Origin of the sequence: Streptomyces chlorus (assembly GCF_042655885.1) — a bacterium.
GTDB lineage: Bacteria > Actinomycetota > Actinomycetes > Streptomycetales > Streptomycetaceae > Streptomyces > Streptomyces chlorus.
Genome location: NZ_JBHSOA010000025.1, coordinates 452,926 through 476,162 on the forward strand (window position 1 = coordinate 452,926; position 23,237 = coordinate 476,162).

Genomic DNA, 23,237 nt, shown 5'->3' on the forward strand with positions numbered 1-23,237 from the left:
TGAAGAGATCTCGGTCACCCGGCAGGATCGCGGCATGACTGAGCGACAGGGGGACCGGCGGGGCGCGGAGGGCGCAGCACGCGCCGAGGACCGCCCGCAGCGCGTGAGGGAGCGGCAGGACAGAGCCGTGAGCGGCGAGGAGGCGCGTGCCTGGACCACCCTCGTCGGGGCGGCCCGCCGGACCGTCTCGGACGGGCTCGTCGTCGGGACCTCCGGCAACGTCTCGGTGCGGGTCGGGGAGACCGTGCTGGTCACACCGTCGGGAGTGCCCTACGACCGGCTGACGCCGGACGACGTCACCGGCGTCGACCTCACCGGCCGGCAGGTCCTCGGCACCCTGGTCCCGACCAGCGAACTGCCCCTGCATCTCGCGGTGTACCGCACGACCGGCGCCCGCGCGGTGGTGCACACGCACGCCGTGCACGCGACGGCCGTCTCCACGCTCGTCGACGAACTCCCGCTGATCCACTACATGGCCGCCGCGCTCGGCGGACCCGTCCGGGTGGCTCCCTACGCGACGTACGGCACCGACGAGCTGGCCGAGAACATGCTGCGCGCCCTCGAGGACCGGACCGGCTGCCTCCTCCAGAACCACGGCACCGTCACCCACGGCGCGACCCTCGACCAGGCCTACGACCGCACCGCCCAACTGGAATGGATGTGCAGGCTCTGGCTGACCGCCTCGTCCGTCCCCGGCCGCTCCCCGAACCTCCTGTCGGCCGACCACCTGGCGGAGGTCACCGACCGCCTGCGGAGCTACGGACAGCGCGGCTGACCTGCCCGGCGACGGAGGCGGGCGGTGGCGTCCTCCGGAGCGGTCGGGCGACGCGGGTGGCGATGCCCTGGCACGGCGCCCCTCGACCGATCGATACCGCGTGACCCGGCGACCCGGCGACCCGGTGGCCCGGTGCCTTGGTGACCCGAGGCCCGGCGTCCCGTTGGCTCGGGTCCCGGACCGTCGCTGGGGTGGCCGGTCGGCCGGTCGGCCGGGACACTGGGTGGGTGCGTACTGTCAGAGCGACGGCCGCTGCCGTCACCGCCGTGATAGGGGCCTCCGTCGCCGCGGTGGCGGTCGGCCGGTTCGCCAGCGACGCCGCCCTCAAGGCGCCGCCGGGCAGACCCCTGCCCACCGAGCCCCGGCTCACCGTGCACGGCACCGCCGCCGGCCAGGTCACCCTCACCCGGCACCTCGCCACGCTGCGGCCCGGCCGCTACGGCCTCTCCGGTGACGGCACCCACGCGATCGTCGGACCCGTCCTGGAGGGCGTTCCGGACTCCGCCGACACCGTCGTACGCCACCTGGAACGCGTCGTACGGGGCACCCTGGAGCCCGGCGACCGGGTCTGGCTCACCCCGAACCTCTATGTCGGCGACCCGGGGACCGCCCTGGGCCTGGACCATACCGACGTCGATGTCCCCGGCGAACTCGGCCCTCTCCCCGCCTGGTTCGTGCCGGGCGTCCGGGACACCTGGGTGCTCGCGGTGCACGGCCTCGGCGCCACTCGGGAACACGCCATGAACCTCATGGAGTTCCTGCACCGCCACCACTTCCCGGTGCTCGTCCCTTCCTACCGGGGCGATCAGGGCGCACCGCGCTCGCCCGACGGCCTCAACCACCTCGGCGAGACCGAGTGGCGCGACCTCGACGCGGCGATCCGGTACGCGGTGGACGCCGGTGCCCGGCAGGTCGTCCTGCTCGGCTGGTCCACCGGCGCGACCATGGCGCTGCACGCCGCCGCCCGTTCCACACTGCGTGACCACGTCGCCGGGCTGGTCCTCGACTCCCCGGTGCTCAGCTGGGAGTCGACGCTGCGCGCCCTGGCCGCGGCCCGCCGCACCCCCGGAGCGCTGCTGCCGCTTGCCGTCCGCGCCGCCCAGGGCCGCATCGGCCGCCACGGCGACCACCACGGAGGCCATCACCTCGGCACGCCGGGGCCGGAGCGCCTCGGCATCCCCACCCTGATCGTCCACGGCTCCGGCGACACCGTGGCCCCCTGGCAGCTCTCCCGTCGCCTGGCCGCCGCCCAGCCCAACATGGCCATCCTGCACATGGTCGCGGACGCGCCGCACGGCGCCATGTGGAACGCCGACCCGCACACCTACGAAGAGGCGCTGCGCCGCTTCCTCACCCCTTTCATGTGACCGCCGCGCCCGTCCCGTCCCGTCCCGTCCCGCCGCGCCCGTCCCGCCCGTCCCGCTCGTCCCGTCCCGCCGCGCCGACCGGGGCGGCCCGTGCCGCCAGTCCCGCGGGCCGTCGCCGGGGATTCCGCTCCGCGGCGTGTTCCCCGCCCGTCCCCGGCCCGTTTCCTGCCTCCGACTGCCGCGCGACCTCGTGCGTTGGCCATCCCCCTCGCCGCCTGTGACATTCCGTTTGGGTTTTCGGACCGTCAACCGCGAGACTGCACCCGTGACGTCCCGTATCCCGCGCGACTCCAGGCTTCGACTTGTCCGCCCGCGACCCCTGGCCGCCGCCCCCAGGGCGATGAACCAGCAGCGCTCGCGCCGCCCCGCGCCACGCCCGCCGGAAGGCACACCGGCACCCGCGGAGCTGGCCCGAATGGCGCGCTCCGGTCTGGCCGGCGCGGCCCGCGTTGCCCGCTGGGCCGACGCCGCACTGGGCCCCGGCCGGGGCAGCGCCACCGCCGCCGGTCAGGCCATCCTCTCCGACACGACCGTCGGATGGGCGGCCGACGACTTGGACCTGACCCCGGCTCAGGTCCGCGCCGACTGGGACACGGCCCGGCTCGCCGGCCTGGTCGAGGTGCACGGCGACACCGCCCGCCCCGGCTGGCGGCTGCGCGCCTGGGACCGTGACGACAGCGCCGTCCTGCGTGGCTGGGTCGCTCTGTTCGACGCCTGGTCGCTCGCCCACCCGGAACCCGAGGACCACGGGCCCGCCGCCGTGGGCGAGGTCGTCTCGGCCATGCCGCAGGTCCTCTCCTTCCTCCAGCTGTCGGCCGGCCCGGTCCCCGTCCCGCAGCTCCTCGACCTCCTGCAGCAGCGGGTCACCGAACTGCGTACGGAGCGCTGCGAGGTCGACTACGGGCCCCGCTCCTCCGGCATCGCCCACCCCGAGCGCTCGCCCGAGCCTGAGCTCAGACCGCCCGCGCCCAGCCTCGCCCTCACCGGGCCGGGTGCCGACGACGTCCCGCTCGCCCCGCTCCTCGACTGGGCCCTGCGCGCCCTCGCCGCCGTGGGCGCCCTCACCTACGGTGAGGGACAGGCCACCCTCACCCCACTCGGCAGCTGGGCGGTCTGGGTCAAGCTGGAGCAGATCTGCGTCGCCGCCCAGAGCCCCGCCGGGAACATCGAGCAGGGCGCCGAGGACATGCTCCGCGGCTGCGCCCAACTGCGCCCCAACGCGGCCCGCGCCGAGTACCGCGCCTGGCTCGCCGCCCGCCCGGTGGGCAGCGCCGTCACCGAACTGCTCGACGCCGCCCGTGGCGAGGACGCCCTGCTGCGCGGCCTCGCCTTCGAGGCGCTGCGGGTCGTCGGTGCCCCCGCCGAACCCGAGGTCCGCGCCGTGCACGACGAGCCGACGCTGCGGCCCTACGCCCTGCTGTGGCTCGCCGAGCACGAGGGCGCCGACCCCGAGGACGCCCACGAGGTCCTCACCCGGGCGGAGGCCACCTGGCTGTGGGTGGACACCGCCGCCGCGGTCGCCGACCACGGGGAGGCCCCGCTGCTGGTGCGGCATCTGGAGTCCGCGGTCCAGCCCACCGTCCCCGCGCTGCTGAACGAGGTGCGCGCCGTCGGACACCCGCGGACCGTCCAGGTCCTGGTCGCCCTGGCCGCCGCGCACCCCGACCCGGCCTTGGCCAAAGCCGTCCGCAGGGCTGCCTTCCAGGTGCACACCGGAGGCTGACACCGCCCGCCTCGCACGAACCGCCCGCCTCGCACGAACCGCCCGCCTCGCACGAACCGCCCGCCTCGCAGGGCCGACACGACCCGAATGACCCCCGCAGGACCGCCCACGCGGTCCTGCGGGCCGTCGGCCCCACCGCTCCCGGCCCTTCCAGCGCAGCCCTTCCCGGCCCGGCGCAGCCTTCCTCGCCCCCGTTCACGCCCCGGTCTCGGGCGTGTACGTGCCGAAGCTCCAGATGTTGCCCTCGATGTCGCGGGCCATGTAGTCCCGCGAGCCGTAGTCCTGGTCCGTCGGGGGCATCAGGATCTCCGCGCCCTGCTCCACCGCCCGCCGGTGATGCGCGTCGACGTCGTCCACGGCGATGTAGACACCGACCGGGCCCGAGCCCTCCATCGCCTTGCCGAACGCGCTGCCGGTGCCCTTGGAACCCAGCATCACCGCGCCGTTGCCCTGCACCAGCTCGGCGTGGGCCACCCCGCCGCCCCCGTCCTCGTACACCGACAACTCGGTGAACCCGAAGGCCTCGGTGAGCTGCCGGATCGCCGCCTTAGCGTCCCCGTACAGCAGGGTCGGAAAGATGCTCGGACGCCCGCCACCCGTGCCTGTCATGGTCATCACTCCTCGTGTCCCACAAGCCGGAAGATCGCCAGAAATTCGACCTGTCGCTCAGTCTGGCACCCACCACCGACAACGCCGCCCGGTCCGACCGGGCGCCCGGCACCACACACCCGTGCGTCGGGAAAGAGGTTGCGCGGCCCCGTTAGAATGACTCCCATGGCCATTCTCCTCGCGCATTAGACGGCGGGAACGCCCTCAGCCGCCCACCGCCACCCAAAGCCCTGGAGCCTGTCCGTGATCTCCGCCTCCGGCATCGAGCTGCGCGCCGGTGCCCGTGTTCTCCTCGAGAGCGCCACCTTCCGTATCGCCAAGGGCGACCGCATCGGCCTGGTCGGCCGCAACGGCGCCGGCAAGACCACTCTCACCAAGGTCCTCGCCGGCCAGGGCGTCCCCGACGCCGGCAACGTCACCCGCTCGGGCGAGGTCGGCTACCTCCCCCAGGACCCCCGCACCGGCGACCTCGACGTGCTCGCCCGTGACCGCGTCCTGTCCGCCCGCGGCCTGGACGCCCTGATCCGCAAGATGCGCGAGAACGAGCAGCGCATCGCGAACGGACAGGGCAGCACCCGCGAGAAGGCGCTGAGGCAGTACGAGCGCCAGGAGACCGAGTTCCTCACCAAGGGCGGATACGCGGCCGAGGCCGAGGCCGCCACCATCGCCGCCGCGCTGAACCTGCCCGACCGGGTGCTCGGCCAGCCGCTGCACACGCTCTCCGGTGGTCAGCGCCGCCGTATCGAACTGGCCCGCATCCTGTTCTCCGACGCGGACACCCTCCTGCTCGACGAGCCGACCAACCACCTCGACGCCGACTCGATCGTCTGGCTGCGCGACTACCTCAAGACCTACCGCGGCGGCTTCATCGTCATCTCCCACGACGTCGACCTGGTCGAGACGGTCGTCAACAAGGTGTTCTACCTGGACGCCAACCGCTCCACGATCGACATCTACAACATGGGCTGGAAGCTCTACCAGCAGCAGCGCGAGGCCGACGAGAAGCGCCGCAAGCGCGAGCGGCAGAACGCCGAGAAGAAGGCCGCCACTCTCAACGCCCAGGCCGACAAGATGCGCGCCAAGGCCACCAAGACCGTCGCCGCGCAGAACATGGCCCGCCGCGCGGAGCGCCTGCTGTCCGGCCTCGAAGGCGTCCGCCAGGCCGACAAGGTCGCCAAGCTGCGCTTCCCCGACCCGTCCCCCTGCGGCAAGACCCCGCTGACCGCCGAGGGCCTGTCGAAGTCGTACGGCTCGCTCGAGATCTTCACCGACGTCGACCTGGCCATCGACAAGGGCTCCCGCGTCGTCATCCTCGGTCTCAACGGCGCCGGCAAGACCACCCTGCTGCGCCTCCTCGGCGGAGTGGAACAGCCCGACACCGGCATGGTCGTACCCGGCCACGGGCTCAAGATCGGGTACTACGCCCAGGAGCACGAGACCCTCGACCGGGATCGCACGGTGCTGGAGAACATGCGCTCCGCCGCGCCCGACATGGACCTCGTCGAGGTCCGCAAGGTGCTCGGCTCGTTCCTGTTCTCCGGTGACGACGTCGACAAGCCCGCCGGTGTCCTCTCCGGCGGAGAGAAGACCCGTCTCGCGCTCGCGACCCTCGTGGTCTCCTCGGCGAACGTGCTCCTCCTCGACGAGCCCACCAACAACCTCGACCCGGCCAGCCGCGAGGAGATCCTCGGCGCGCTGCGCACCTACAAGGGCGCCGTGGTTCTGGTCACGCACGACGAGGGCGCCGTCGAGGCGCTCCAGCCGGAGCGGATCATCCTGCTGCCGGACGGCATCGAGGACCTGTGGGGTGCCGACTACGCGGACCTCGTCGCCCTCGCCTGAGTGACCCCGGACCGGCCGGTCGTAGGATGATCCACTGCGGCTGGATCATTCGGCCCATCGGTGATCCCCCATTCGTGTGAGATCTCCTCGTACCCAGGTGTGTCCTGCACCGATTTCGCGGCCGAGCCCCCGATCGTCCGGGGCTCGGCCGTCACGTCTTTCTGACCTGGTACTTCGCGGCGGAACGCGTCCGGTGGTGTGGTCGGCATCCCGTGGAATCCCTCCTTCCGTATGTGGGGATGCACTCCTGTCGTCACAACCTTGTCGCACGGACCTTGCCGAATGGGTGGCCATCGGGCCCAAGAGGGGTGATCATGAGGGGACCAGAGCGCACTTCCCATGAGGAGGCACGGGTGGCCGAGACTCTGAAGAAGGGCAGCCGGGTGACCGGCGCCGCGCGCGACAAGCTCGCGGCAGACCTGAAGAAGAAGTACGACGCCGGTGCGAGCATCCGGGCATTGGCCGAGGAGACCGGCCGCTCGTATGGCTTTGTGCACCGCATGCTCAGCGAGTCGGGCGTCACGCTCCGAGGGCGTGGCGGGGCGACCCGGGGCAAGAAGGCCGCTTCGGCCTGACCCCCGGGCGCCCACGATCCGAGGTGACCACCCGGTCGGCCGACAGGCCGGACGGGTGGTTACTGTGCAGTCACTTAGCTGTGCCGCAGGGCGGGCCCGGTCCCGCCGTACGGTACGGAGGACGACCGCACCCCTCGGAGGCGCCCCATGGCTTCGCCCGCCCAGGACCTTGGTCCCGTACTCGACAAGGACGGCGTACGGCTCACCGTCGACGACGCGATCGCCACGGTGACGCTGACCAACCCGGCCAAGCGCAACGCGCAGAGCCCCGCTCTGTGGCGCGCATTGACCGAGGCGGGCCGGCTGCTGCCGGGCTCCGTGCGTGTCGTGGTGCTCCGCGGTGAGGGCAAGTCCTTCTCCGCCGGGCTCGACCGGCAGATGCTCACCCCCGAGGGAATCGAGGGCGATCCGTCGTTCGTCGAGATGGCGCGTGGCAGCGAGGCCGACCTCGACGCGACCATCGCCGTCTACCAGGAGGCGTTCACCTGGTGGCGGCGCAGCGACATCGTGTCCATCGCGGCCGTGCAGGGGCATGCCATCGGGGCCGGTTTCCAGCTGGCCCTCGCCTGCGACCTGCGGGTCGTCGCCGACGATGTCCAGTTCGCCATGCGCGAGACCGGTCTGGGACTCGTCCCGGACCTGACCGGCACGCACCCGCTGGTCGGGCTCGTCGGGTACGCCCGTGCGCTGGAGATCTGCGCGACCGGGCGGTTCGTCACGGCCGAGGAGGCCGTGAACACCGGACTCGCCAATATCGCCGTACCCGGCGACGAGCTGGACGGAGCGGTACAGGACCTCGCGGCGGCGCTGCTCGCCGCGCCCCGGGACGCCGTGATCGAGACGAAGGCGCTGCTGAGCGGGGCCGTGGAGCGTACGTACGAGGAGCAGCGAGTCGCCGAGCGAGCGGCCCAGGGCCGCCGGCTGCGGGACCTGGCCGGTCTCGGCGAATGAGCGACCGGTGATGTGCTGAGGAGCGTCAGTCGACCGCTGTGACCAGGACCGCCACGGTCGGACGATCCGGCAGGGCGGCCGACACCGCCGAACGGACCGACCGGGTCACGTCCAGGGCCCGGGGGTCCGCCCGGACGGCGAGGTCCACGCGCGCGTGACGGCCGGTCAGGGAGACGCCGTCGGGCGCCTGCGGTGACGGCGCGAGGTGCACCGCCCGGCCGGGCGCGCCCGTCAGCCGGGACACCCCCGGTACGGCGAGCGCCGCGGCGGTGACCCGGTCCTCGTCGGACCCACCGGAGTCCGGGGCCTCGAACGGAGCATCGGCCCGGTCCTCGAACGGAGCACCGGCCGGTCCGTTCGCTGCGTCCCCCGCCCTGCTCTCCGTCGCCGGGCCCGCCGCCGTCCCGGCCTCCGCGTCCAGCAGCTCCGTCACCCTCAGGTCCACCTCCGTCACCACCAGCCCGATCCGCTCCGCCGCGGCTCGCGACAACACCGCCCGCAGCCGGTCCGCCGTCACCGGCAGAGGCTCCGCCGCCGTGGCCGCGAACCAGGCCGTCACCCGCAGCGATCCCGGTCGCAGGGCGCTGGGCGGAGCGGGCACCACCGGCTCGACGGTGTCCTCCGGAGCGGCGAGCGCGATCCTCAGACCGTCCAGGCGCACGCCCGGCTCGGCCCGCGCCACCGCGCGTCGCAGAACCGCCCCGGCGGCCCGCTCGAAGATCCACGCGCCGTCGCGCGGTCCGCCCAGAGGCAGAAGCCTGCCCAGTCCCAACTGCTGCCGCACTGTCCGAGTCCATCGGTCCGCCGTCATTCCTCCAGCCTGCCGTATCCCTGGCGCGCAACCACGCATCGGCGCATACGGTGGTCCTGTGGACGACGATCGGAAGGGACGTACGGCGATGAGCGACATCACGGACGGCGGCTCGACGCGGGCCGCCGACCTCGAGAAGACCGTGCCGGACACCTCCGCGCGCAAGGGTCCGGGCGTCCGGCGCGGCGGAGGCGACCCCGCCACGCGCGGCCGCACCACGATCGCCGACGGCGTCGTGGAGAAGATCGCGGGCATGGCGGCGCGGGACGTGCTCGGCGTGCACGCCATGGGCAGCGGCCTGTCCCGGACCTTCGGGGCCGTGCGCGACCGGGTGCCGGGCGGGTCGAAATCGGTGACCCGTGGTGTGAAGGCCGAGGTCGGCGAGGTGCAGACCGCGCTCGACCTGGAGATCGTCGTCGACTACGGCGTGTCCATCGGCGATGTCGCCAGGGCCGTCCGGGAGAACGTCATCGCGGCGGTCGAGCGGATGACCAGCCTCGAGGTGGTCGAGGTCAACATCGCGGTGAGCGACGTGAAGCTGCCGGACGAGGAGGACGAGGAGCCGGAGAGCCGCCTCCAGTGAGAAACCGGGCGGGGAACGGGTGCCCGGGACCGCGAGGGTGGCGAACCGCTGAGCAACTGAGGAGCACACCATGAGCATGGCCGTGGTCGGCATGATCGCCGGCATGGCGCTGGGCTTCGCCGGATACTTCGGCGGATTCGGGGCCTTCCTGCTGGTGGCGGCCCTGGGGGCCGTCGGTTTCGTCGTCGGGCGGTTCCTCGAGGGAGACGTGGAGTTCGGCGACTTCTTCCGTCCCCGTAACGATCGGCGGCGGTGACACCGGTGGGACCGGTGAGCACGGCGGAGGGTGAGGCCGACGGCGCCCCGGGCCTCGTGCCGCCGCGTGAGCGCGGCGCGACCAGGATCGCCGACCGGGTGGTCGCGAAGATCGCCTCCCAGGCGGCCCGCGAGGCGGTCGGACCGCTGCCCCAGGACGCCGAGCCGCCGTACGCCTCGGTCGTCGTCCACCACGACGACACCGCGCGGGTCCGCGTCCATCTCGAACTCGGCTACCCCGGCGACATCGGCGGCCGGTGCGGCCAGGTGCGCCGCCAGGTGATCGAACGGGTGTCCGGGCTGGTGGGCATGCAGGTACCGGAGGTCGCCGTCCGGGTGGAACGGCTGCATCCGGCGGCGCTCGACGAGAGCCGCGGGAGGACCCGATGAGCGAATCCGGGCCTGCCGAGGTCACCACGGGCACCGTCCTGGAGAAGACACGGCCGTCCGAGCCGGCCGACGACGTCGAGGGAGGTTCCCGGCGTTTCTGGTCGGCGCGCAGGATTCCCGCCGGCCTGCTCGCGCTGCTGCTCCTGGTGGTGGCGGCGGCGTTCCTGTACGACATCGCCGCGGTACGCGCCGGCCGGCCCGCGATGAGCTGGCGCCGGGAGCTTGCCCACCAGCTGGCCAGGCGGCCCCTGGACGACATCTGGGTGCTGGTGGGCGCCGGAGTCGCCGCCGTCCTCGGACTCTGGCTGCTCCTGCTGGCCCTCACCCCCGGGCTGCGGTCCCTGCTCCCGATGCGCCGTACCCACCCCGACGTACGCGCAGGTCTCGACCGCGACGCGGCGGCGACGGTACTGCGGGACCGGGCCATGGAGATCGCCGGGGTGCGGTCGGTACGCGTACGGGTGACCCGCAGGCGGGCCGACGTCCGCGCGGTGTCGCATTTCCGTGAACTGGACGACGTACGGGCCGACCTGCGCGCGGTACTCGCCGACGTGGTCAGGCGCATGGCGCTGTCCCGGCCGCCGGTGCTCGCGGTACGGGTGCGACGTCCCGGTCGAAAGGGGTGAGAGCGGTGATCAGGATCGTCAACCGCGTTCTGCTCGCGATCGTGGGCCTGCTGCTGATGGCCCTCGGCGGGTCCGTGCTGGCCGTCGGTCTGGGGGCGCCCGCGCCCTCCTGGTGGCTGCACGACGGGCGGCACGACGTGCTGCTGAACGAGGCCGAGCGGACCCGGTGGCGGGACGAGGGCTGGTGGTGGCCGGTCGTGATCGCCGCGCTCGCCGTCCTCGTCCTGCTCCTCCTGTGGTGGCTGATCGCGGTACTGCGCCGGCGACGGCTCGCCGAGGTGTTCGTCGACACCGGCGACGGTGACGACGCGGTGCTGCGCGGCCGGGCGCTGGAGACCGCCCTCGCCCAGGAGGCGGGCCGGCCGGCCGGCGTCGAACGGGCCCACGTACGGCTGACCGGCCGTCGCGGCATCCCGCGGGCCCGCGTCCACCTCCTCCTGGAACCCCACGTCGACCCCGGCACCGCACTGGACATCCTCACCACCGGAGCCCTGGCCCACGCCCGCGAGTCGGCGGCCCTGGCCACCCTCCCGGCCGAGGTCCGCCTCAGAGCAGTCAAACACCACGCGGAACGGGTCAGTTGAGCCACCGAGCCCGGCGGTCCAGGGCCCCGAGCCGGGCCCGGCGGTCAGGGCCCCGAGCCGGGCTGCCGGCCGAGCCCCGCCTTCAGCCGTCAAGCCTGGGGGAGCGGTCGGCCGAGCCACTGAGCCCGGCGCCCGGAGCACAGCCCTGACCCGGGCTTCCCATCACGTTGCCGAGCCCGGAGCGTGCCCTGAGCCCGCCGTGCCGCCAGGCCGACCTCTGGCCAGGGCGGCCGAGCCCAGGGCCTCCCGTTCGGGCCGTGCCGGGCTTGGGGCCCCGGTGCCTGATCCGGGCCGACCCGAACGAAAGACCCTAGAACCCGTGCCGTACCCCGCCGTCCACCGGGACCATGACGCCCGTGACGTAGGAGGCGGCCGGGGAGAGGAGGAAGGCCGCGGCGCGGCCGAACTCCGCAGGGGTGCCGTAGCGGCGCAGCGGGATGCGGGACTGGGCCGCCTGGCGGGTGGCCTCCGGGTCGGCGGAGAGGGAGTCGAGCTCACGGACGCGGTCCGTGTCGATGCGCCCCGGAAGTATCCCCAGGACGCGGATGCCGCGCGGGCCCAGCTCGTCCGCGAGGGACTTGGCGAAGCCGGCCAGCCCCGGGCGCAGCCCGTTGGAGATGGTCAGGCCGGGCAGCGGCTCGTACACCGAGCCGGACAGCACGAAGCCGATGACCCCGCCCTCGCCCAGCTCCGCCGCGGCGGCCCGGGCCAGCCGCACCGCGCCCAGGAACACCGAGTCGAACGCCGACCGCCACTGCTCGTCTGTGGTGTCGGCGACGAACCCGGGCGGGGGACCGCCCACGCTGACGAGGACGCCGTCGAAACGGTGGAACCGCTCACGCGCGGTCGCGATCAGCCGTGCCGCCGCCTCGGGGTCGGCGTTGTCGACCGCCACGCCGACCGCGTTCGGCCCCAGATCCGCGGCCGCCTCGGCGACGCTCTTCTCCTCCCGTCCCGTGACGACCACCTTCGCGCCGTCGGCGACCAGCTCGCGCGCGGTGGCGTTGCCCAGCCCGCGGGTCGCCCCGGTGACGACGTACACCCGGTCCTTCAGTCCAAGATCCATGGCCCCTATCCTGCCTCCTCGTTCCCGAGCAGGGCGAGAGCGGTGTTCACCAGACCGATGTGACTGAACGCCTGCGGGAAGTTGCCCAGCAGCCTCTCGCCGACGGGGTCGTACTCCTCCGCCAGCAGACCCACGTCGTTGGCGAGTCCCAGCAGCCGTTCGAACAGCTCGCGCGCCTGCGCCGTCCGGCCCGTCATGTGCAGGGCGTCCGCGAGCCAGAACGAGCACACCAGGAAGGTGCCCTCCACGCCGGGCAGGCCGTCGACGTCGGTGGCGTCCGCGGTGTAGCGGCGGACGAACCCGTCCCGCCCCAGCTCCGCGTGGATCGCGTCGACGGTGCCGAGCACCCGGGGGTCGCCGGGCGGCAGGAAGCCCACCCGGGGGATCAGCAGCAGCGCGGCGTCGAGTTCCCGCGAGCCGTAGGACTGGGTGAAGGTGTTCCGCTCGAGGTCGTACCCCTTCTCGCACACGTCACGGTGCACCTCGTCGCGCAACGCGCGCCAGTCCTCGATATCGCCCTCGAGGTCCGGGCTCTCCTCCAGGATGCGCACGGCACGGTCGGCGGCCACCCACACCATCACCTTCGAGTGCACGAAGTGCCGCCGGCCGCCGCGCACCTCCCACAGGCCCTCGTCCGGCTGCCGCCAGGCCGAGCGGAGGAAGTCCAGCAGCACCCTCTGCAGCGCCCACACGTCCGGTTGCGGGGACAGGCCCGACCGGCGGGCCAGGGCCAGCGAGTCCACGACCTCGCCGTACACGTCCAGCTGGAGCTGGTTGACGGCGTCGTTCCCGACCCGTACCGGAGTGGCGCCGTCGAAGCCGGACAGCCACGGCAGTTCGGACTCGGGCAGCCGCCGCTCGCCCGCCACCCCGTACATGATCTGAAGATCCGCCGGGTCGCCCGCGACCGCGCGCAGCAGCCAGTTGCGCCACGCCTCCGCCTCGTCCTGGTAGCCGGCCGCCAGCAGCGCGCTCAGGGTCAGCGTGGAGTCGCGCAGCCAGCAGAAGCGGTAGTCCCAGTTGCGCACCCCGCCCGGTTCCTCCGGCAGCGAGGTGGTGGGCGCGGCGACGATGCCGCCCGTCGGCGAGTAGGTGAGCGCCTTGAGCGTGATCAGGGACCGCACGACCGCGTCCCGGTACGGCCCGTCGTAGCTGCAGCGGGACGCCCACGCGCGCCAGTCGGCGATGCTGTGCCGCAGCGAGGAGTACGGGTCCACCAGCGGCGGGCGCGGCTCGTGGGACGGGTGCCAGGTGAGGACGAACGCGACCCGCTCGCCCGGCGTGACCGTGAACTCGGAGTGCGTGCCGCGGTCCTCGCCCCAGGTGGGCACCTCCGGCACACTGCGCAGCCACGCCGAGTCCGGCCCGGCGACCGCCACCCGGTGGCCGTCCGTCCTGCGCACCCAGGGCACCACCGAGCCGTAGTCGAAGCGCAGCCGGAGCGTGCTGCGGACGGTCACCTTCCCGCGTACGCCCTCGATGATGCGCACCAGATCGGGCGCGCGGTCGCGCTGCGGCATCAGGTCCGTGACGCGCACCAGGCCCTCGTCGGTCTCCCACTCCGTGTCCAGGACGAGGGTGTCCCGGCGGTAGGCGCGGCGCGTGTACCGCTCGGCGCCCACGGGCGCGATGCGCCAGTGACCGTTGCCCTCGTCGCCGAGCAGCCGGGCGAAGCAGGCGCCGGAGTCGAAGCGGGGCAGGCAGAGCCAGTCGACGGAGCCGTCCGCGCCCACCAGGGCAGCGGTCTGTTCGTCGCCGATGAGCGCGTAGTCCTCGATACGGTGCACGAGGTGCGGATGCCCGGCCACCGGGAGTGGCAATCCGGGTGGAGCCGGGTGAGTGACGGGCTACACCGCCGCGGGTTCGGTGTCCTCCGTGTCCTCGGCGTCCGCCGTGCCGGCCGCCTCCCGCTCCGCCTTCTCCGCCCGCTCCCGGGCCTCGCGGCGGACGAGGACGACCCAGCCGACGGGGACGCCCGCGGCGAACAGCCACCACTGGACGGCGTATGCCATGTGGGGGCCGATCTCGTCGTGCTCGGGCGAGGGGACCGGCTCCGGGGTGTCACCGCCCGGCCCGGGGTCGGTCAGGTCGACGTAGCCGCCGAGGACCTCTTTGCCGAGCCGGTCGGCCTCCAGCTCGCTGTTGATCAGCATGATCTGCCGGTCCGGCAGGCCCTGGAGGTTCTTGATGCCGCTGTCCTCGGTCGTCTGGTCCTGCATCAGCCGCCCGGCGATGGTGAGCTCGCCCTCGGGCGGTGCGGGAACCTTCGGGAACGCGGTCTGGCTCGGACCGTCCGCGGGGATCCAGCCCCGGTTGACCAGCAGGACCTTGCCGTCGTCGAGGGCGAAGGGGGTCAGGACGTGGTAGCCGACCTCCTCGTCCGCGTTGGTGCGGCGGCGCACGACGACCTCGTCGGAGGCGTCGAAGCTGCCCTTCGCCGTCACCCTGCGGTACAGGTCGTCGCCGTCGACCTTCGCCCCGGGCGCGGTCAGCGACTCGGCGGGCACCGGCTTCGCCGCCAGGGAGGCGGCGATCACCTGGTTCAGCGCGACCCGGCGCTCGTGACGGTGCAACTGCCAGAAGCCCAGCTCGACCATCGTCGGGATGAGCACGAGCGCCAGCAGCGTGAGGATCACCCACTGGCGGGACAACAGGAAGCGGTACACCCCACGACCGTACAACCAGGACCGCGGGGTGCATTCAGGCGGGTACGTCCTCACATCCGGCCGACGATCCCCGCCCTGATGCTCATCGAGGACCGGTCGGACGGCAATTCTTGAGCCGGTGGAGGTGGAGCGACCCCCTCCGCGACCGCTGCGCCGACCGGGTAGAACCTCCGGGCAGCAGCCCCCGTCGGCTTGCCAGTGCCCCACCCGGCCCCAACGATGCGGTTTATGACATGTTGCGAAGTGTGCGGGAACGACTATGCGCTGGCGTTCACCGTCACGACCCAGGACGGTTCCGCCCACGTATTCGATTCGTTCGCCTGTGCGATTCATCGCATGGCCCCGATCTGCGAGCACTGCCGGGTGCAGATCATCGGCCAGGGCGTCGAGGTCGATGGCCACTGGTACTGCGGAGCGCACTGCGCCCGCGCGGAAGGGAAGGCCGGCATCGTGGACAAGGTCGGCAGCGTGAGCGGTTAGGGACGGTCCGGCAGTCCGGGCGTACGGGGTCAGCCCTCCGGTGCGGGTTCGACGTCGCGCAACAGCTGCCCGAACGCCGCCTCGTCCATGACCGGGGTGCCGTACTGCCGGGCCTTGACCACCTTGGACGTGCCCGAGTCCGGATCGTTGGTGACCAGGAGACTGGTCAGCCGGGAGATGCTGGTGGCGACATGGAGCCCGGCCTCGGTCGCCCGGTCCTCCAGCAGGTCCCGCTCCACGGAGGTGTCGCCGGAGAAGGCGACCCGCATGCCCTGCTTGAGGGGATTGCCCGGTTCGTACCGGCCCGGGTTGGGATACGGGCACGTCGGCCGCTTGCGGGACGGGCGCCAACTGGTGGGCCGGTAGCCGCTCCCGTGGCCCGCCTCCTGCCCGATACGGGGCCGGTCCGTCCACTCCGTCAGCGGCAGGCACTCGTGCAGCGGCAGCCGTACGCCGCGCGCCGCCGCGGTCCGCAGGCTGGGCCGGAAGGCCTCCGCCAGCACCCGCGCGTCGTCCAGCGCGTGGTGCGCGCGCTGCTGGACCACGCCGAAGTGCGCGGCGAGCGACTCCAGTTTGTGATTGGGCAGCGGCAGCGCGAGCTCCTTGGAGAGGGCGATCGTGCACAGCCGCTGCTTCACCGGTGCCTGCGCGCGGGCGCGCGCGTACTCGCGGGCGATCATCTGCCAGTCGAAGACGGCGTTGTGCGCGACGAGCACCCGGCCCTCCAGCCGGGTGGCGAACTCCCCGGCGATGTCGGTGAAGAGGGGCGCCCCTCGGAGCGCCTCGCTCGTCAGACCGTGGATCCACACCGGGCCGGGGTCCCGCTCCGGATCGACCACCGTGTACCAGTGGTCCTCGACCTCACCGCGCGCGTCCAGCTGGTAGACGCCCGCCGAGATGATGCGGTCGTCCCGGGCGAGCCCCGTGGTCTCCACGTCGACGACCGCGTATCCCTGCGGATACGCGGCCGGCCACGCGGTGGGGGAGGACGCTTCGGTCGTGAGGTCTTCGAGCATGGTTCACGAGGATACGGGCCCCCGCCGACAGCCCTGCCCGTCAGGCATCGCGCGGGGCACGTCTGTTCGGTGCCGGGAATGGGCGGAGAGGAGTGCCGGGTACCGCTTCCGACGGTGTCTCCGGTGCGCGCCGGCCGCCCTCGTCCTCACGGGCCGGGGCTGCGCCCGCCGGGCCGGGGCTGCGCAATACGGCGGGCGGCGCTCTGGCCATGGGCCTGACCTGCCTGGCGGGGGCGCTGCTGGGGCTACGGGGATGCCGGGCCGGGCCCCGGCCGGAACGCTTGTGCCCAGGTGCCCGTGCCCAGGGCGGGCGAGGGAGCCCCCACCGCCCGCCCCTTACCAGCGGATCGGCACCGGCAGCGCCGTCAGGAGGCCCGACACCGCCACCACCAGGGCCAGAACGTACGCCTCTGCCCGCGCGGGGGCACGGGCGCTCAGCGGATCGGCCGCGCGGGCCAGCCGGATCCTGGCCCACAGGGCGAGGGCCGCGACCCCGGCCATCAGGATCACCTTGGCGAGCAGGACACGCCCGTACGCCGTGTCCGTCAGCTGCTCCAGGATCGACCCCGGAGGCATCCGGCGCAGCGAACTGCACACCCCGGTCGCCGTGAGGGCGACGAGCAGAAAGGCCGCCACGCGCGCGTACAGCCCCAGCAGCACGGCGCCCGCCGCAGAGCCCCGCCACGCGCGCATCACGCGCAGCGCGTACAGCAGGCCGCCCACCCAGAGCGAGGCGCAGACCAGATGGATCAACGTCAGCCCGGAGCCGATCAGCGGGGTGTACTCGGTCTCGGGATGCGCACGCAGGGCCTCGGCGGCGACGACCGCGGCCAGCGGCCAGACCTGCGTATCCGGACGGCCGGAGGCGGCGCACAGGGCCGCGGCGAGGAACGCGTTGACCTCCAGGAGGGCGAGTTTGCCCTCCCGCGAGTCGTACAGGCTGCCCACGTCGATGGCGGTGAGGCTGTCGGGAACCAGGTTCCCGGAGGCCACGACGCAGGCGAGCCCGAGAGCGGCCACGAAACCGACGGAGTTCGCGACGGTGGACCAGCCGCGCGGCACGGCCGGGGGAGCGTGGGGCACGGAACGCAGCAGCCGTCTCACGAACAGTTCGCCGACGGGGACGGCCAGCGCCGCGAACAGCACCGTCCGGAGCAGGGCTATGCCACCGGTGCCGGGCGCGGCGGCCTCACCGGTGTCGTGCAGGGCCGGGGACGGGCCGAGGAGCGGTATCAGCGCGGCCAGCGCCACCAGCACGAGGACGGCGACGGCCGGGCCGGTGCCGGGACGCCGCGCGCCCCTGTGCGCGTCGGTCGTCCCGGACGTGGGGTTTGTCAGAGTCACCCCAGGATCTTCACAAGGGCTCACAGAACGGGCAAGCATGGGGTGGAAGGGGTGGGGTGCATTTCCTTTCAAGGCCGCATTTACTGCCCCGGTCGACCGCCCGTCACCGGCCCCCGTCACCCCCACCGGGCCGCATCGGCACCCCACGGTCCGGGCGGACGGGTCCAGTCACGGGGGCCGCCGGTGAACGACACCGGGGACCGGGCGTACCGCAGCCTCCCCAGGGCGCTGTCCGTCTCCGTGAGCCAGTCGCCGGCGGACCCGCCCGCGGTCGGGACGGGGGCGGAGGCGGAGGCGGGGCCGAGGGCTGCCGCGGTCCGATCGCCGCCCGGCGCACGCGTGGGCGTTCCCTCCAGCAGCCAGGCCGCCGTCCGCGCCAGCGCCAGTCGTACGAACCGGCTGCCGCCCTCGTTCGCCTGCTCGGTCAGCGCCCGCAGCACCGCCGCCGCCAGCAGATAACCGGTGCCGTGGTCGAGGGCCTGCGCCGGGAGCGCCCCCGGCCGCCCGGTCGAACCCTCGCTCACCGCGATCCCCGTGGCCGCCTGCACCAGACTGTCGAAGCCGCGCCGGTCGCCCCACGGCCCGTACGCCCCCCACGCCGACAGTTGGGCCACGACCACTCCGGGCCGGCGCTCGGCCAGCGCCTCGGGGCCCAGCCCCAGGCGGTCCAGGGACCCTGGCCGGTACCCGGTGACCACCACGTCCGCCGCCGCGAGCAGTTCCTCGAACGTGTCCCGGCCGGTCGGCAGATCCAGCAGGGCCGAGCGCTTCCCGAACCCCGTGTCGGTGTGCTGGTCGGGGAGTTCGGGCAGCCCCGGCGGGTCCAGGCGCAGCACGTCCGCACCGAGCAGGGCGAGCGTGCGGGTGGCGACGGGGCCCGCGACGACCCGGGTCAGATCCAGCACCCGCAGTCCCGCGGCGGGCAGCAGGGGATCATGGTCCACGGGGGTGAGTGTCCGCGCGGGGGCGGAATCCAGCCGCCCGCGCTCCACCAGCGGGCGCCGTGCCACCGCCGCCGCCTGCTCGTGTGCCGCCCACTCGGCGGGCGTCCGCAGTGCGACGGCGAGGCCCCCGGCGGCGTAGACGGTCTCCTCGACGTCCGCGGCCGACCGCCCGGCCAGCGCCGCCGCCACCGCCTCCGGGTCGTCGGGCGTACCCAGCGCGGTGAGCAGCCGGGCCCGGTGGTGCGGGTAGTTGGCGTGCGTACGCACCCATCCGTCCGCCGTGCGCCAGAAGCGCGACAGCGGGGCGAAGGCCACCGGGGTCCGCCCGTCGACCAGCAGATGCCGCTCACTGACGAACGCCGCCGCCACCGCTCCGTCGTCCACCCGCACGGCGGGCACTGCGAGGTCCGGCGGGTGACCGGGACGAGCAGGTCCCGCCCGTCGCACGCCCAGTTCGGCCGCGGCCAGCGCGCACGCGCCCACGCAGGCGTGCGCCAACTCCCGTACCGGCAGCCGCGCGGGAAGCGCCTCGGGCCGCTCGACGGTCGTCACGCGCGCGAGGAGAGCAGGGTCCCCGCCCAACGACGACCAGGCGGCGGCGAGCCCGGGGCCGGAGCCGATGCAGGAGCCGGGGGAGGGGCGGTCGGTGTCGGTCATGGGTGCACTATGCGCTATCGGTCTGCCAACAGCGGAGGGGCCGGACGAATGATCGTCCGGCCCCTCTTACTCACCCACGGGCCACGCAGGATGAATAACGCGTCACAGCGCGCAGTGCTTCACCGCTTCACCGCGCGCAGCGCGTCGACGATGCCGGAGCCGTAGAAGCCGTTGACCCGGCTGCCGCCCTCGCACGTCGCGTCCTGCACGCCGTCGCCGTTCTGGTCGTACGACTCCGGGCAGCCCGGGTTGTTCGCCTGCGCCTTCAGCAGCGCCTGCAACTGGGCCGGGGATGCCCCCGGGTGCCTGGACTTCAGCAGCGCGGCGACACCGGCGGCGTGCGGCGCGGCCATCGACGTGCCCTGCAGGAAGGCGTATCCGTTGTTCGGCATGGTGGACAGGATGCGGCCGTTCTTCGACGGGGTGTCGGGCGTCTGGTAGCGCCCGTCGCCGCCGGGTGCGGCCACGTCGACGACACCCTTGCCGTACGTGGAGTAGTACGACTTGAGGTTCTGCACGCCCGTCGCGCTGACCGTGACCACGCCCGGGAGCTGGGTCGGCAGGTCGAAGCACTCGGACGGGTCGATGGTGCGCTCGACCGGTGTGGTGTCGTTGGGGCTGGAGGCGTCGTCGATCGCGTCCGAGGCCAGGTCGTGGTTGGAGTTGCCGGCCGACGCGAGGTGCAGGGTGCCCTTCTTCTGGGCGTACAGCTGGGCCCGGTTGACCGCGTCGACGATCGCCTTCTGGTCGGGGTCGTCCATGCAGTTGTACAGCCACGGGTCCACGTAGTAGCTGTTGTTCGTGATCTCGACGCCGTGGTCGGCGGCGAACACGAAGGCGCAGACGACGTTCTCCGGGTAGAAGAGACCGTTGTCCGGGTCGCTGACCTTGATGCTGGAGACCTTGACGCCGGGGGCGACACCGGCGACGCCGATCCCGTTGCGGGCGGCGGCGATCTCACCGGCGACGTGGGTGCCGTGGTAGTCGTCGTCCGTGTACGGGCGCCAGGCGCCCTTACTGGTGTCCGCCTTGCCGCCGACGCAGTTGGCCGACTGGGCGGCGGAGAAGTTCGGTGCGAGGTCGGGGTGGGAGTCGTCCACGCCGGTGTCGATCACCGCGACGGTGACCTTGCGGCTGCCAGGGTTGATCTGCGCGGCCTTGTCGGCGCCGATCGCGCGCAGGTCCCACTGGTCGGCCTCGAGCGGCTCGCTGCCGGGGGTCTTCGCGGAGGCGGCCCGCGTCCTGGCGGCCTCCGCGGCCGTCACGTAGTCCGCCGCGCCCACGTCCGTCGTTCCCGCGGGGACCAGCGGTGCGGTGCGGGTCGCACCGGCTGTCTGCACCCCGCGCACGGTGCGCATCTCCTGGGCGAAGCCGGGGTTCGCCGAGTGGACGACAATCACACCGATCCGGTCGTACGTGACCACGACGGTCCCGCCGGCTGCGGCGACCGCCTTCTTCACCGACGCGATCGTGTGGCGGTCCGTCCTGGTGTTGACGACGTACGCCAGACCGGGGGCGTCCGTCGCCCGCTCCGTCGCCTGCTCGTTCGCCCGTTCAACTGCCGTCGGTGCCGCCTGCGGAGCCGCCGAGGCCGCTGCCGGCAGGAAGCCGAGCGAGACGGTCAGGGACAGCGCGACGGGCACGGCGAGGGCGAGCCGGCGTCTGGAACGCAGATGAGCCATGGGATCTCCACATCATCCGGAAACAAAACCGGCCCGAGACACAGATGGTGCTCGGGCAGGTACATGACGGGTGGTGCAGGGCGAAGCTATCCCGCGCGCCCGCCGGCCAGCAACGTTTTCTCTGCAGTGTCTTCGGCGAACGTCCGCGCAAAAGAAGCACGCGGGGTTGAACCGGTCTTCGCGTGGCGCCGTGACGTTGTGCAGGGAGCGCGAGGACACTCGCCCCCGTCCCCGTCCGAACGCACCCGTAACGCGAGGAGACTTCGTGGCCGCCGAAGCACCGCCCCCCTCAGCAGAGGAACACAAACTCCCCACGCCCGAGGAGTTCACCGAGGTGCAGGAGAGCGCTGAGTTCGGTGAACTGCGCCGCTCCTACCGTTCCTTCGCCTTCCCCGTGACCGTCGGCTTCATCGTCTGGTACCTGCTGTACGTGCTGCTCTCGAACTACGCGGGCGGCTTCATGGGCACCAAGCTGTTCGGCAACATCAACGTCGCCCTCGTCTTCGGTGTCCTGCAGTTCGTCACCACGTTCCTCATCGCGTGGTGGTACTCGCGGCACGCCGCCACCAACCTCGACCCCAAGGCCGAGGCCATCAAGACGCGTATGGAGGGTGGCGCATGAGCCCCTCGATCACCACCGTCCAGCTCGCCGCGAACGAGGCGAGCGAGCACCGCCCGCTCATCATCACCCTGTTCGCACTGTTCGTCCTCGCGACCCTCGGCATCACCGTATGGGCGGGCCGGCAGACCAAGGACGCCGCCGACTTCTACGCGGGCGGACGCCAGTTCAGCGCCTTCCAGAACGGTCTCGCGGTCTCCGGCGACTACATGTCGGCCGCGTCCTTCCTCGGCATCGCGGGCGCCATCGCCCTCTTCGGCTACGACGGCTTCCTCTACTCCATCGGGTTCCTCGTCGCCTGGCTGGTCGCCCTGCTCCTGGTCGCCGAGCCTCTGCGCAACTCCGGCCGCTACACGATGGGCGATGTCCTCGCCTACCGCATGCGCCAGCGCCCCGTGCGCACCGCCGCCGGCACCTCCACCATCATCGTCTCGATCTTCTACCTGCTGGCCCAGATGGCGGGCGCCGGCGTGCTCGTCTCGCTGCTGCTCGGCATCACCTCCGACGCCGGCAAGATCCTGATCGTCGCCCTGGTCGGCGTCCTGATGGTCGTGTACGTCTCCATCGGCGGCATGAAGGGCACCACCTGGGTACAGATGGTCAAGGCCGTGCTCCTCATCGGCGGCACCATCCTGATCACCTTCCTGGTGCTGCTGAAGTTCAACTTCAACATCTCCGACCTGCTGGGCAAGGCCGCCGACAACAGTGGCGCGGGCGCGGCCTTCCTGGAGCCCGGCCTGCAGTACGGCGCGAGCGGCACCACCAAGCTGGACTTCATCTCCCTCGGCATCGCCCTGGTGCTCGGCACCGCCGGCCTGCCGCACATCCTGATCCGCTTCTACACGGTGCCCAACGCCAAGGCCGCCCGTAAGTCCGTGAACTGGGCCATCGGCATCATCGGCGGCTTCTACCTGATGACCATCGCGCTCGGCTTCGGAGCCGCGGCGCTCATCTCGCGGGACGAGATCATCGCCTCGAACCCGTCCGGCAACACGGCCGCCCCGCTGCTCGCCCTGCACCTGGGTGGCGTCGACTCGACCTGGGGCGCGATCCTGCTCGCCACCATCTCGGCGGTCGCCTTCGCCACGATCCTCGCCGTGGTCGCCGGCCTCACTCTCGCCTCGTCGTCCTCCTTCGCGCACGACATCTACGCCAACGTCATCCGCAAGGGGAAGGCCACCGGTGCGGAGGAGGTCCGCGCGGCCCGCTGGGCGACCATCTTCATCGGCGTCGTCTCCATCGCTCTGGGCGCCCTCGCCCGTGACCTGAACGTGGCCGGTCTGGTCGCGCTGGCCTTCGCGGTCGCCGCCTCCGCCAACCTGCCGACGATCCTCTACAGCCTGTTCTGGAAGCGGTTCACCACCCAGGGCGCCCTGTGGTCGATCTACGGCGGTCTCATCGTGGCCGTCGGCCTGGTGCTGTTCTCGCCCGTCGTCTCCGGCGACCCCAAGGCGATGTTCCCCGACGTCGACTTCGCGTGGTTCCCGCTGAAGAACCCGGGCATCATCTCCATCCCGTTCGGCTTCCTGATGGGCTGGCTCGGCACCGTCCTGTCGAAGGAGGAGCCCGACGTCAAGAAGTTCGCGGAGCTGGAGGTCCGGTCGCTGACCGGCACCGGCGCCCACTGACCGACCCGGTCGACACACCTTCCGGCCGCGTCGCAGGGACCTCG

Annotated in this window: 23 protein-coding genes; 14 read left to right on the forward strand and 9 right to left on the reverse strand. The window is 72.7% G+C overall.

Translation table 11 applies throughout. From position 1 onward, the window contains the following. The first annotated feature begins 34 nt into the window (after window positions 1-34). From ACFPZI_RS13640 to ACFPZI_RS13650, 3 genes are all read left to right on the forward strand, one after another. Window positions 35-775, forward strand: coding sequence for a class II aldolase/adducin family protein (locus ACFPZI_RS13640; protein WP_381362778.1), 741 nt, complete (start codon window positions 35-37; stop codon window positions 773-775). Between the two features lie 227 nt (window positions 776-1,002). Continuing rightward, on the forward strand, window positions 1,003-2,142 hold the full coding sequence (locus ACFPZI_RS13645) for an alpha/beta hydrolase (protein WP_381362781.1): 1,140 nt from the start codon (window positions 1,003-1,005) through the stop codon (window positions 2,140-2,142). Between the two features lie 340 nt (window positions 2,143-2,482). Further along, the gene (locus ACFPZI_RS13650) at window positions 2,483-3,865 is read left to right on the forward strand and encodes a hypothetical protein (protein ID WP_381362958.1); all 1,383 of its coding nucleotides are present in this window, start codon (window positions 2,483-2,485) and stop codon (window positions 3,863-3,865) included. Window positions 3,866-4,060: 195 nt separating this feature from the next. On the opposite strand, the gene ACFPZI_RS13655 is transcribed toward ACFPZI_RS13650, so the two are convergent. Beyond that, a complete protein-coding gene (locus ACFPZI_RS13655) occupies window positions 4,061-4,474 on the reverse strand; it encodes a VOC family protein (protein ID WP_381362784.1) in 414 nt (137 codons plus the stop codon). 243 nt (window positions 4,475-4,717) lie between these two features. On the opposite strand from ACFPZI_RS13655, the gene ACFPZI_RS13660 reads away from it, so the two are divergent. The 3 genes from ACFPZI_RS13660 to ACFPZI_RS13670 all read left to right on the forward strand — a co-directional run bounded on the left by ACFPZI_RS13660 (window position 4,718) and on the right by ACFPZI_RS13670 (window position 7,842). Next, the gene (locus tag ACFPZI_RS13660; RefSeq protein WP_381362787.1) at window positions 4,718-6,316 is read left to right on the forward strand and encodes an ABC-F family ATP-binding cassette domain-containing protein; all 1,599 of its coding nucleotides are present in this window, start codon (window positions 4,718-4,720) and stop codon (window positions 6,314-6,316) included. A 353-nt stretch (window positions 6,317-6,669) separates the two neighbouring features. Continuing rightward, a complete protein-coding gene (locus ACFPZI_RS13665; protein ID WP_018567695.1) occupies window positions 6,670-6,891 on the forward strand; it encodes a helix-turn-helix domain-containing protein in 222 nt (73 codons plus the stop codon). A gap of 147 nt (window positions 6,892-7,038) precedes the next feature. Continuing rightward, entirely contained in the window at window positions 7,039-7,842 is an 804-nt protein-coding gene (locus ACFPZI_RS13670) for an enoyl-CoA hydratase/isomerase family protein (RefSeq protein ID WP_381362790.1), read from the forward strand. Between the two features lie 25 nt (window positions 7,843-7,867). Here the strand turns inward: ACFPZI_RS13670 and ACFPZI_RS13675 are convergent, their stop codons facing one another. Further along, window positions 7,868-8,653 carry a nucleopolyhedrovirus P10 family protein gene (locus ACFPZI_RS13675; protein WP_381362793.1) on the reverse strand — a complete coding sequence of 262 codons (786 nt, stop codon included), beginning with the start codon at window positions 8,651-8,653 and terminating at the stop codon, window positions 7,868-7,870. 88 nt (window positions 8,654-8,741) lie between these two features. Here ACFPZI_RS13675 and ACFPZI_RS13680 point away from each other — a divergent pair, with 88 nt between their 5' ends. The 5 genes from ACFPZI_RS13680 (at window position 8,742) to amaP (ending at window position 11,091) form a co-directional block, all read left to right on the forward strand. Continuing rightward, the gene (locus tag ACFPZI_RS13680) at window positions 8,742-9,236 is read left to right on the forward strand and encodes an Asp23/Gls24 family envelope stress response protein (RefSeq protein WP_381362960.1); all 495 of its coding nucleotides are present in this window, start codon (window positions 8,742-8,744) and stop codon (window positions 9,234-9,236) included. Between the two features lie 70 nt (window positions 9,237-9,306). Next, a complete protein-coding gene (locus tag ACFPZI_RS13685) occupies window positions 9,307-9,492 on the forward strand; it encodes a hypothetical protein (RefSeq protein ID WP_381362796.1) in 186 nt (61 codons plus the stop codon). Window positions 9,493-9,506: 14 nt separating this feature from the next. Then, window positions 9,507-9,881, forward strand: a complete 375-nt coding sequence (locus tag ACFPZI_RS13690) for an Asp23/Gls24 family envelope stress response protein (protein ID WP_381362799.1) — start codon at window positions 9,507-9,509, stop codon at window positions 9,879-9,881. After that, a complete protein-coding gene (locus ACFPZI_RS13695) occupies window positions 9,878-10,507 on the forward strand; it encodes a DUF6286 domain-containing protein (RefSeq protein WP_381362801.1) in 630 nt (209 codons plus the stop codon). The genes ACFPZI_RS13690 and ACFPZI_RS13695 overlap by 4 nt, the downstream gene beginning before the upstream one ends. Next, entirely contained in the window at window positions 10,504-11,091 is a 588-nt protein-coding gene (gene amaP, locus ACFPZI_RS13700; protein ID WP_381362804.1) for an alkaline shock response membrane anchor protein AmaP, read from the forward strand. The genes ACFPZI_RS13695 and amaP overlap by 4 nt, the downstream gene beginning before the upstream one ends. Before the next feature lie 310 nt (window positions 11,092-11,401). Here amaP and ACFPZI_RS13705 read toward each other — a convergent pair whose 3' ends face one another. The 3 genes from ACFPZI_RS13705 to ACFPZI_RS13715 are packed head-to-tail and all read right to left on the reverse strand — an operon-like array spanning window position 11,402 to window position 14,823. Beyond that, window positions 11,402-12,157, reverse strand: a complete 756-nt coding sequence (locus tag ACFPZI_RS13705) for an SDR family oxidoreductase (RefSeq protein WP_381362807.1) — start codon at window positions 12,155-12,157, stop codon at window positions 11,402-11,404. A 5-nt stretch (window positions 12,158-12,162) separates the two neighbouring features. After that, a complete protein-coding gene (locus ACFPZI_RS13710) occupies window positions 12,163-13,944 on the reverse strand; it encodes a glycoside hydrolase family 15 protein (protein ID WP_381362809.1) in 1,782 nt (593 codons plus the stop codon). A 60-nt stretch (window positions 13,945-14,004) separates the two neighbouring features. Continuing rightward, entirely contained in the window at window positions 14,005-14,823 is an 819-nt protein-coding gene (locus ACFPZI_RS13715; protein ID WP_381362812.1) for an SURF1 family cytochrome oxidase biogenesis protein, read from the reverse strand. Window positions 14,824-15,051: 228 nt separating this feature from the next. Between ACFPZI_RS13715 and ACFPZI_RS13720 the strand changes: the two genes are divergently transcribed. Then, on the forward strand, window positions 15,052-15,303 hold the full coding sequence (locus tag ACFPZI_RS13720) for a hypothetical protein (protein WP_381362815.1): 252 nt from the start codon (window positions 15,052-15,054) through the stop codon (window positions 15,301-15,303). A gap of 29 nt (window positions 15,304-15,332) precedes the next feature. Here ACFPZI_RS13720 and ACFPZI_RS13725 read toward each other — a convergent pair whose 3' ends face one another. From ACFPZI_RS13725 to ACFPZI_RS13740, 4 genes are all read right to left on the reverse strand, one after another. Next, window positions 15,333-16,319, reverse strand: a complete 987-nt coding sequence (locus ACFPZI_RS13725) for a DEDDh family exonuclease (RefSeq protein ID WP_381362818.1) — start codon at window positions 16,317-16,319, stop codon at window positions 15,333-15,335. Between the two features lie 336 nt (window positions 16,320-16,655). After that, on the reverse strand, window positions 16,656-17,663 hold the full coding sequence (locus ACFPZI_RS13730; protein WP_381362821.1) for a CopD family protein: 1,008 nt from the start codon (window positions 17,661-17,663) through the stop codon (window positions 16,656-16,658). A gap of 116 nt (window positions 17,664-17,779) precedes the next feature. Continuing rightward, on the reverse strand, window positions 17,780-19,264 hold the full coding sequence (locus ACFPZI_RS13735) for a CoA transferase (protein WP_381362824.1): 1,485 nt from the start codon (window positions 19,262-19,264) through the stop codon (window positions 17,780-17,782). Window positions 19,265-19,383: 119 nt separating this feature from the next. Continuing rightward, complete coding sequence (locus ACFPZI_RS13740; RefSeq protein WP_381362827.1) at window positions 19,384-20,946, reverse strand: S8 family peptidase; 1,563 nt, start codon at window positions 20,944-20,946, stop codon at window positions 19,384-19,386. 265 nt (window positions 20,947-21,211) lie between these two features. On the opposite strand from ACFPZI_RS13740, the gene ACFPZI_RS13745 reads away from it, so the two are divergent. Together ACFPZI_RS13745 and ACFPZI_RS13750 are read left to right on the forward strand one after the other, a co-directional pair. Then, a complete protein-coding gene (locus tag ACFPZI_RS13745; RefSeq protein WP_381362830.1) occupies window positions 21,212-21,568 on the forward strand; it encodes a DUF485 domain-containing protein in 357 nt (118 codons plus the stop codon). Further along, entirely contained in the window at window positions 21,565-23,193 is a 1,629-nt protein-coding gene (locus tag ACFPZI_RS13750; RefSeq protein ID WP_381362833.1) for a solute symporter family protein, read from the forward strand. The genes ACFPZI_RS13745 and ACFPZI_RS13750 overlap by 4 nt, the downstream gene beginning before the upstream one ends. Window positions 23,194-23,237 lie beyond the last annotated feature (44 nt).

What these genes read in the sequence shown, in the direction of transcription:
- ACFPZI_RS13735 (WP_381362824.1), bottom strand. Translation starts at nt 19,264, where the DNA reads ATGACCGACACCGACCGCCCCTCCCCCGGCTCCTGCATCGGCTCCGGC.
- ACFPZI_RS13725 (WP_381362818.1), bottom strand. Translation starts at nt 16,319, where the DNA reads ATGCTCGAAGACCTCACGACCGAAGCGTCCTCCCCCACCGCGTGGCCG.
- ACFPZI_RS13740 (WP_381362827.1), bottom strand. Translation starts at nt 20,946, where the DNA reads ATGGCTCATCTGCGTTCCAGACGCCGGCTCGCCCTCGCCGTGCCCGTC.
- ACFPZI_RS13650 (WP_381362958.1), top strand. Translation starts at nt 2,483, where the DNA reads ATGAACCAGCAGCGCTCGCGCCGCCCCGCGCCACGCCCGCCGGAAGGC.
- ACFPZI_RS13685 (WP_381362796.1), top strand. Translation starts at nt 9,307, where the DNA reads ATGAGCATGGCCGTGGTCGGCATGATCGCCGGCATGGCGCTGGGCTTC.
- ACFPZI_RS13695 (WP_381362801.1), top strand. Translation starts at nt 9,878, where the DNA reads ATGAGCGAATCCGGGCCTGCCGAGGTCACCACGGGCACCGTCCTGGAG.
- ACFPZI_RS13675 (WP_381362793.1), bottom strand. Translation starts at nt 8,653, where the DNA reads ATGACGGCGGACCGATGGACTCGGACAGTGCGGCAGCAGTTGGGACTG.
- ACFPZI_RS13670 (WP_381362790.1), top strand. Translation starts at nt 7,039, where the DNA reads ATGGCTTCGCCCGCCCAGGACCTTGGTCCCGTACTCGACAAGGACGGC.
- ACFPZI_RS13750 (WP_381362833.1), top strand. Translation starts at nt 21,565, where the DNA reads ATGAGCCCCTCGATCACCACCGTCCAGCTCGCCGCGAACGAGGCGAGC.
- ACFPZI_RS13640 (WP_381362778.1), top strand. Translation starts at nt 35, where the DNA reads ATGACTGAGCGACAGGGGGACCGGCGGGGCGCGGAGGGCGCAGCACGC.
- ACFPZI_RS13705 (WP_381362807.1), bottom strand. Translation starts at nt 12,157, where the DNA reads ATGGATCTTGGACTGAAGGACCGGGTGTACGTCGTCACCGGGGCGACC.
- ACFPZI_RS13655 (WP_381362784.1), bottom strand. Translation starts at nt 4,474, where the DNA reads ATGACAGGCACGGGTGGCGGGCGTCCGAGCATCTTTCCGACCCTGCTG.
- ACFPZI_RS13680 (WP_381362960.1), top strand. Translation starts at nt 8,742, where the DNA reads ATGAGCGACATCACGGACGGCGGCTCGACGCGGGCCGCCGACCTCGAG.
- ACFPZI_RS13720 (WP_381362815.1), top strand. Translation starts at nt 15,052, where the DNA reads ATGACATGTTGCGAAGTGTGCGGGAACGACTATGCGCTGGCGTTCACC.